This is a genomic window from Desulfosporosinus sp. BICA1-9 (assembly GCF_000802135.1).
Genome location: NZ_JUEE01000119.1, coordinates 1 through 8,634, shown reverse-complemented (window position 1 = coordinate 8,634; position 8,634 = coordinate 1). Strand labels below are relative to the sequence as shown.

The following is an 8,634-nucleotide window of genomic DNA, read 5'->3' as shown; positions in this document are numbered from 1 at the left end:
TGATCGCCGATACAAACCTTTTCAGTAGTTTTCGGTAAAAATACGAAGCCATTGGCTTCTACATTGGGACAAATTAAATCATGATCGGGTTTACCAGTAGACCACGCTATATAAAATTCTTGCTTCTTTTGCAACTTCACCCGGGCATAAATGTTTGCTTTGCCGGCATTGATAATCTCGTTTTGCATGGTAGCGCAGCAAACTTTGAAAGTACTTCTTCTCCTTCCAGACATTTTTTCAAGAACAGACCGACCATAAAGTTCAAAAACTATAATACTGCCTACTGGTTTTCCCGGCAAAGCCAAATGTGGGAGTATCCGGTTATCTGTACCTTTTAATATTTTTAACGGCAATCCGTTGTGATAAAGGCTATCTCCATAGGATATTTCTTCAAAACCATGCTCGGAAACTATGTCCTTCAAGCCACTTGAGGTACCCCCTATTGTTATTAATAGGTCTGACCCAAAGCTCCTAATAATACTATCCCGTAATTTGTTCTTGTCATCAGGAATAACATCTAATAAACGAGGAGTTCCCCCATAGCTAGATACCAGACCGGCAATACAATGAGCATTACTGTTATATACTTGCCCTCTATCTTTTTTCCCACCCACCGGTATCACTTCATCACCCGTAGCAGCAACTGACACTATAGGTCTCCTTATTACTTCGGCGCTGCTTCTTCCCAAACTTGCTAATACGCCAATTTCTAATGGACTGATGATAGATCCACTATTTATTACAATGGAACCTTTGGCAAGGTCTGAACCTGCCATACGAACATTCATTCCACTTTGAACTTGATTAATTACTATCAGCAGTTCATCTTGTCTTTCAACCAATTCCAATTGTATAACGCAATCTGTCCCCTTCGGAATGGAGGCCCCAGTCATAATATTTACAGCCCCATTGCATTTTATCTCGCCCTCATAAATTGCCCCGGCACAAACTTCACCCAAGACAGAAAAGTATTTGGGATTATTCTTTGCTGCTCCAATAGTCAAGTGTGAATTTAAAGCATATCCATCACATAAAGCGTAATCACAGGGTGGTAAAGCTTCTGGTGCAACAATGTCTTCCGCTAAAGTCCGTTTTAAAGATTCTAGGATGGGTTTTCGCTCTTTTGACAATGTTGGAATATAATCTAAAACTTCTTTCAGAATCATATCTTCCTCTAAACTTAACATATAAGTCTCTTCAATCCATCCAGATGTCTTAATCTTGGAATAATTTCTTTATGAATATCACATGCAACAGATTTTCCCGAAGTAGTACCGGTCATTAACAATTTATCATGGGGACATCCTCCCTGACAGGTAGTTTTGGATTCACACTTCCTACATTCATCTGGGATGTCTGGTCTTGTAACCTCATAATGAAACGTGTCACATTGTATTGCACTTAACGGATTTGCGTCAAATATTGTTCCAGTTTTAAATGAATGGTCTCTAATACATGGCCCAATGCTTCCATCAGGAAATACTGTAGCAAGTCTTTTTCCACAAATATATGGAGAAGATTCATGATCCCATAATGGAATTAAAGTATCCAACAAGAAAGTAGTTTGAACATCGTATCCCTTAATAGTATAGTTTTCCAGCAAATCACACAATTCATGGTATTTCTGCAACAATCTTTTCTTGTATTCAGCATCTATTCCTCTGTATATATCCTTTTGATATCTTAAACGATATCCATTTTCTATTCCAAATCTTGTTATATCCAGAACTCTAGCTAAGTTATGATCATCCAAGGTAGCTGCTATTGTTTGACCAATAACATTTGATCTTTCACTAATTATCTTCATTCTTCTCGATAGCTCTTTAGTGGTAATATCTGTTATACTTGTTGTCATCCATTGGATATCTTCTAGATCATCCCAATTTACGGAATCTATTAAGTCACCATTTGTATAAAGATTCCCTTGCATACCATCAGTATTTTTATAGACAGTATCCATAATTTTCTTAATTCTATCTGTCCTTAATAAGGGTTCTCCTCCAAGAAAACCAATGGTGTTCACTTTAACATTATTAATTTTCCAGACTTCCGGAATCCACTCTACTAATCTTGAAAACGTATTCTCATCCATTTCCATTTCATCATTATCGCCAGCTTGATTTAAAGCATAACAATAGTTACACCTTCTTGTGCACTTGTATGAGAGGAATAAGAGGAACCAAAAGAAAGGAAGCTTCCCCCAAGTTCCTTCACCCTTCAATCGTCCATCTTCTTTAGAATACATTGCTTTTAATTGTTTAGCATGTTCTGTTGGGCTTCTCACTTTATTGCACCTCGCATTTCATGATTCTTGCTTGAGTGCCATAGTTGGTGAAACCGTAATAATAAATCTTATCTACCCTTTTGACTTGATCCTTAAAATGCTTAGTTGGGAAGCGACCAAATTCAACTAGGTTCGTTTTGTTCGGTTCTAAACTTAAGGAAAATTCCTCAAGCCTTTTCTCCAGTGCTTCATGAAAACGGGTGGCTTCTGAACGGTATTGAAAACAGACTATAAAATCATCGATATACCTAATTAAATATGCTTCACCCTTTAATCCTGGCTTCACTAACGTTTCAAACCACTGGTCCAATACATAATGTAGATAAACATTGCTCAGCAAGACTCTAATCGAGTCCCCCTGGGTAGTGCCAATTTCGCTCGCCTGGATTTTACCGGCTTTCATAACACCGGCTTTCAGCCACCCTCTTATCATGGAAATAATTCTAGGGTCTCTCACCCTACGTTGTACAAACCCCATCATCCATTGGTTTTCCAGGCTCCCGAAGAAGTCCTTGAAGCTTGCTTCCAGCACCCAACTGACTTTTTCCCCGGCAATTATCTCGTTTAAGGTTGCAAGAGCATTATGCAATCCTCGTCCCGGCCTTCCTCCGAATGAATAGTTGAGGAAGTCTTGCTCATATATTGCGGATAATACTTCAGTAGTACTGTATTGCAAGACGACATCCACAACTCTGGGAACTCCTACTCCCGTCGGGGGGATATAGCTTTTCAGATGAATTGACTTCATTAGTTCTTCAAACCAAAGGTTAAAGCTCTTCTGCGCTCCTTCAACCGCCTCATGGTCTACACCCGGCGCAGTATACTTTGATATCCGGGCTAGACTTTCCCAAATAAGCTCCTTTGATATGTGATGCGCCAGGGAAGTGAATTTCAGATCAGTTTCCTTTCGAGCTCTCTCTGCTATTCTTTCTAGCTTTATGTTCATGGCTTGGGTTTCTCCTTACTTTGTATTAAAGTCCGAACCTCCCATTGCATGGAGCACCTGATTCCTTGTTAAGATTCAACGTCTACGTCAAGACCTGCGCTTGCGGCACGGACAGAGAGGCTTATCAACCTTCAGAAAAAACTTCATTCCGTGACGAACCAACTCAGGTCTATCATGTCGTCTATCTGCTTTACGTCCTTAAGGCATTGCTATGGCCTTTCCACAGGGGTAGAAAATTTTAGTCCTTTTGTGTCATACGGGCAACGGTGTCCACTAACTTCTGCAAACCATGTTTGCTTACCAATGATTCCAATCCTATCTCAATCTCGCCCAGAATGACTTCTTCTTCGACTTCCTCTTCCCTCTCTTCGTAAATCAGGACCTCATTGTAACACCACTGAACACACAAGGGCGGTTGTCCGGGATCATTCTCTTCACACATATCGCACTTTAACGGGAGACCGGAATCGGGCTCTTTGAATCTATCCCTGGCTGGGCAAGAAGCTCTGCAGAAGGTGCAATCGTCATATTCCTTTCCGTCAATCACATACTTTCCTCTGCCCATGCATTCGGCTGGAGTATATTCACCTGCGAACACCGGAAGCCAAATGTCGGTCGTTGGGTCATGAATCACCTGAATACGAGACCTTGCCGGATTAATACTGCTATATTTCGGTGTAGCGTGAAAGTTGGAGCAGATTATCTCACATGACCGGCAACCATTGCACTTATCGGCATTAACTTTAATTGACTTAATCTTCTTCTTAATCTTGGCCATCTTTTAATATCCCTCTCCTCTCTAAATCTTCTGCAACATAATCTAAATCTAATTCCTGTAATTTTTCTTTAGTGGGGATACCTTCCATGTTCCATCCCTTATATTTGTAATAGGTATCTAGAAGTTGTTCTTCTAGCTCGGGGAATCTCCTTTTCCAGTGGTCTTGAGGCGGCTTCTCATCAGCTCTCCTCATGCCTTTTATTATGTTATAGGCTCTGTGTAGATTTCGGCTTCGATTGACTATTTTCTTTAGGCCGGCTCGATCTATGTCCAACCCGGTTGCTGATGAGACTAAAAGATGATAATTGTGTGTATGGTACGGAGGCTTCAAGCAAAATGATCCCATACCACAGCATAACCCCAAGGCGTCATCAATGTTGTGTATCTCCTCCATCCAATCCACAATTTCACTGCACATATCGGGAGTTGGGTAATATGGGTTCGAGTTTTCTCCCCGTGGTTCCCAGTCCAGAAGATATTGCTTAAAATGTTCATCTGGAAGCTGAGGCCAATCTTTTACAAACTCTTCTCTCATCTCCATCGTTGGGAAAGGCGCTTGAGGCCAATTTCCTTCAATTTGGGTAATGCTTATCTTCTCGTTGGTAGAATACATAAGGAAATAAAGGGGATCCAACATGCCCAGCTTGAGAGGGAGCTGCTCATGTTTCTTAATGGTATTATGATCAAATGCCTCTGCACCGTTACCAATTTTCCGAGCTGCCCAATAAGTGCCGTCGGCCAGAATATCTCCGATTCCTTCCCGTCGGACTACTCTGTCAAGTAACCAGTTAAATCTACCCTCTTTATCGGCCGGACTTCCTTCGAAGTCCTTGTCAGTCAAAATGCCGGCTTCATAAAGCTCAATACCGAAGGCTAAAATTTGCGGGGTTGAGAATCCGTCCACACCATACTCCGTAGCACGCTGAGCAATTCTAAAGTTAAACTCCAGGTTGTCTACATAAGCGGCCATTGAATAAGTAAGTTTCGTGAAGCATTTCTGCTTGAATCTTGGAATATCCTTATAGGAAATTAAAGCCCCACACTGCTGCGGACAGTTAAAGCAACTAATAAACCGCTTTATCGCTGCCCTTTGAGTACTTGACCAGGATTCGTTGATTTCTTCGGTCCAGAAGTCTCTTCTCCGAGTACGGGCATTTCCCCATGAAAAGTTTTCGGTGTGCCACTTCTCATCAGTGTGTTTCATCTCCTGCGGCGACCCAATCCCTGATAAAATGGTCATTACTCCCTTAAGGGGATTTTCATTTCTGAACTTTATATATTCCCCTATTTTATTCACATGCTTTATAAATTCTTCCCCTCGGGCAAGATTGATGTCCTTTGTTCCACGAACAACGATCGCCTTGATGTTTTTGTCTCCCATAACGGCGCCTCCTCCGAGCCTGCTGGCACTCGACCTGCCCTGCTCGATGGAAGCTGTAAAGACCCTATTTTCACCGGCCAGGCCGATAGCTGCTATCGCGACTTTCGGTTCATTCAGCTCTTTTTTTAAAATGTCTCGAATTTCAACAGTGCCCATACCCTTCAAATGAGAGGCATCCCGTATTTCTACCTTATCATTGTGGATATATATATAAACCAGCTTCGGAGACTTGTTGCGAAAGATCACTCTGTCATACCCGGCATACTTTAATTCCGCCGCCCAAAACCCCCCCATCATCGGATATGCCAGTAACTCCGTCTGAGGGGAAATTGTCGTAACAACAGTACGATTAAAGCTGAAAGCAGGCGTTCCGCATAATAGACCGCTGCTAAATATCAATAGATTCTCAGGATCAAATGCTTTAGTTTCAGGAGGAACCCTATCCCAAAATAGTTTGACGCTGTAACCAAGTCCCCCTAGATGAAGTTCGGTTAATTTCGGATCAGTTTCTACTCTCTCAATGTTTCCCGTTGCTAAATCAATTTCTAAATTATATCCTGTTTCTGCGTACCTCATTTTTCATCCCCTCTACGTATGTTTTATTAATAATGTTCTTAAAACTGAATAAGCTTTTTCATTATCTTATTGTCAAACTCTAGCTAACCAATTTTTCCTTTCATAGATGATTTCTTGGAAGCCAGATGACTCCGTGGAATTTCCTAAAAGTTTTAACACACATATTTCTTTATATCCCCCCATTTCTTCATTATGTATATCTTGTCTTTACGCAATTGCCTTGCCATTATCTCATGATTAAATCAAAATTTTAGCTCAACGGTTGATAAGCTATGTTTAAATGTCGAAAACAATTGTTCAACGGTAAAAAATTTCATGAAGTTAAGCTATATTATAGATTTGATAGTCCTTGAACAAAAATAATACCACTGCAATCTTGCAGTGGTATTATTTTTGTTAATTGGCAACGCGACTAAGTTAAGACTGATAAAGACCGATATATATTGATATAGACCGATATATAACTAATTCAAACAAAGTTATACCAAGTCATTATAGCATTGGTGTAATGCAATAATGACTTGGTATTTTATAATATTTAACTTTATAGGATCTGTGAATTTGATTTGCCTTCCCTCTCAGAAAGGAAGTGATTACAAGTTATAAACAACCAATTTAGATTCAGTCATTTCTTGGATTGCATACTTAGGTCCTTCCCGTCCGATGCCACTTTCTTTTATTCCGCCATAAGGAGCTTGATCTGCCCGGTAAACCGAAGTATCATTAATAATTACCCCGCCGACTTCCAACCTCCTTATTGCTTCAGCCGCAATGGCAATAGAGGAAGTGAAAACCCCTGCTTGGAGTCCGTATGTTGAAGCGTTTGCTATTTCAATTGCTTCGTTAAGATCCTGATAAGGGATCAAACTTACCACTGGAGCAAAAACTTCTTCACAAACAACCTGCATCGTAGGTTGGACATTAGTCAAGATCGTTGGCTCAAAGAGTGCTCCGTTTCTTTTGCCTCCACTTAATAAGTTTGCGCCACCCTCTAACGCTGCAATTACCCAAGCTTCAGCTCGCCTAGCCTCTGCCTCGCTGATCATTGGTCCGATATCAGTTTGAGGATCAATTGGATTGCCAAGAACGAGTTTCCTACTTTCCTCGGCAAGCATAATTGCAAATTGATCATAGATATCCTGGTGGACTAATAAACGTTGAACAGAAATGCAAACCTGGCCAGCGTTGACAAAAGGCATACGGCTACATAAAGCTACAGCTTTTGCTAAATCGGCATCCTTATGCACGATAGTGACAGAATTTGAGCCTAGTTCCATGGTAGCTTTGCGTAACCCGATTGTAGACATTATTTTCTTACCAACTTTCGGTGAACCGGTAAACGTATAAAAGTTGATTCTCTCATCTTTTAATAAAAGATCTCCAATTTCATTACCGCCGCCTATCACTAAATTCAAATAACCAGGGGGTAGTCCTGCCTCTTCTAGAATCTTACATAGGTTAATAGCAGAAATCGGAGTGGCAGAAGCTGGTTTTAGAATAACAGTGTTACCGGCGGCTAAAGCCGGGGCAATTTTATGGGTAACAAGATTAAGAGGAAAATTAAAGGGACTGATAGCACATACCACACCGATTGGGACTCGAATTGTATAAGCCATCCGGTTTTCCGACCCTGATGTAGCCTCGACGGGAATAGTTTCCCCGCTGATGCGTTTAGCTTCTTCTGCGGCCAAGAGAAAGACTTGCGAAGACCTTAAGACTTCTGTCTTAGCATCTTTGAAAACTTTGCCAGCCTCACGAGTAATCGTTAATGCTAGATCGTTGGCATTTTCTTCAATTAAAGAGGATGCTTTAGCTAAAATCTTGTATCTCTGATAAGGTGGAAGCGGACCTGCTTTAAAAGCATTGATTGCTGCAGACACTGCAGCAGCAACTTCAGTAGCGGAAGAAGTACAAGTCGTTGCAAATACTTCCCCTGAAAATTTGTCAACGACACCCATAGTCTGCTCAGTCTCTAACCATTCGCCATTAACATAAATAGAATATTTTTCTTGCAAAATAGAGAACCTCCTTAATAAGTCTTAGCCTTACCTCCAATCTTAAAATAGTTATGCAAAGATTGTGCCAAGTTGATCCATTATTTTGAACCCTTACACAGACTTGATATTAAACCTTTATCACTAGCTAGCTCAAATGAATAAGTACAATATGATGCAAAATTTCATTGTAATAAGGCAAAAAGGCATTATGTTATAGGCTGAATAAGTATAGTTAAGTTAGTTTTAGTTAGTTGTATATTGGAACACTACTTCCCCAGGGGCTATGCCCCAAGTATCATCGGCCCTGGAACGAAAGGCGGACGAGCCTTTCGCCACACTGCGACTTGTAACGCATACTCCTGCAGTGTGGAACCTTAACTTCCGTGTTCGATATACGAAAAGCGGACGAGCTTTTCGCCACACTGCAACTTGTAACGCACACTCCTGCAGTGTGGATCGAATGGGTGGAACCCCGTGACCCGAATGTCCACAATCTTTACAGTATTACGAAACATAGATAAGCTACCTCATTTAGAGGTAGCTTATCGCTTGTTACCTGGCGATGACCTACTTTCCCAGGGGCTATGCCCCAAGTATCATCGGCCCTGGAGGTCTTAACTTCCGTGTTCGATATGGGAACGGGTGGAACCCCTCCGGCATGATCACCAGATG

The 8,634-nt window shown here is 41.2% G+C and carries 6 protein-coding genes and 1 rRNA gene; all 7 read right to left on the bottom strand.

What is annotated here, in order from left to right:
• Positions 1 to 1,187 (bottom strand): molybdopterin molybdotransferase MoeA (locus JL57_RS14580; RefSeq protein ID WP_034142761.1); only part of this gene is annotated, 1,187 nt, incomplete at its 3' end.
• Complete coding sequence (locus JL57_RS14575; RefSeq protein ID WP_034142760.1) at positions 1,181 to 2,284, bottom strand: radical SAM/SPASM domain-containing protein; 1,104 nt, start codon at positions 2,282 to 2,284, stop codon at positions 1,181 to 1,183. The genes JL57_RS14575 and JL57_RS14580, both read right to left, overlap by 7 nt.
• A gap of 1 nt (position 2,285) precedes the next feature.
• Positions 2,286 to 3,230, bottom strand: a complete 945-nt coding sequence (locus JL57_RS14570; protein ID WP_291300115.1) for a reverse transcriptase domain-containing protein — start codon at positions 3,228 to 3,230, stop codon at positions 2,286 to 2,288.
• Between the two features lie 238 nt (positions 3,231 to 3,468).
• Positions 3,469 to 4,008 (bottom strand): 4Fe-4S dicluster domain-containing protein, encoded by a 540-nt coding sequence (locus JL57_RS14565; RefSeq protein ID WP_034142759.1) that lies wholly within the window; start codon positions 4,006 to 4,008, stop codon positions 3,469 to 3,471.
• Positions 3,995 to 5,965 (bottom strand): aldehyde ferredoxin oxidoreductase N-terminal domain-containing protein, encoded by a 1,971-nt coding sequence (locus JL57_RS14560; RefSeq protein WP_034142758.1) that lies wholly within the window; start codon positions 5,963 to 5,965, stop codon positions 3,995 to 3,997. Before JL57_RS14560 ends, JL57_RS14565 begins: the two co-directional genes overlap by 14 nt.
• Positions 5,966 to 6,558: 593 nt before the next feature.
• On the bottom strand, positions 6,559 to 7,980 hold the full coding sequence (locus tag JL57_RS14555; protein WP_034142757.1) for an aldehyde dehydrogenase family protein: 1,422 nt from the start codon (positions 7,978 to 7,980) through the stop codon (positions 6,559 to 6,561).
• A gap of 536 nt (positions 7,981 to 8,516) precedes the next feature.
• Positions 8,517 to 8,632, bottom strand: a 5S ribosomal RNA gene (gene rrf, locus JL57_RS14550).
• Positions 8,633 to 8,634 lie beyond the last annotated feature (2 nt).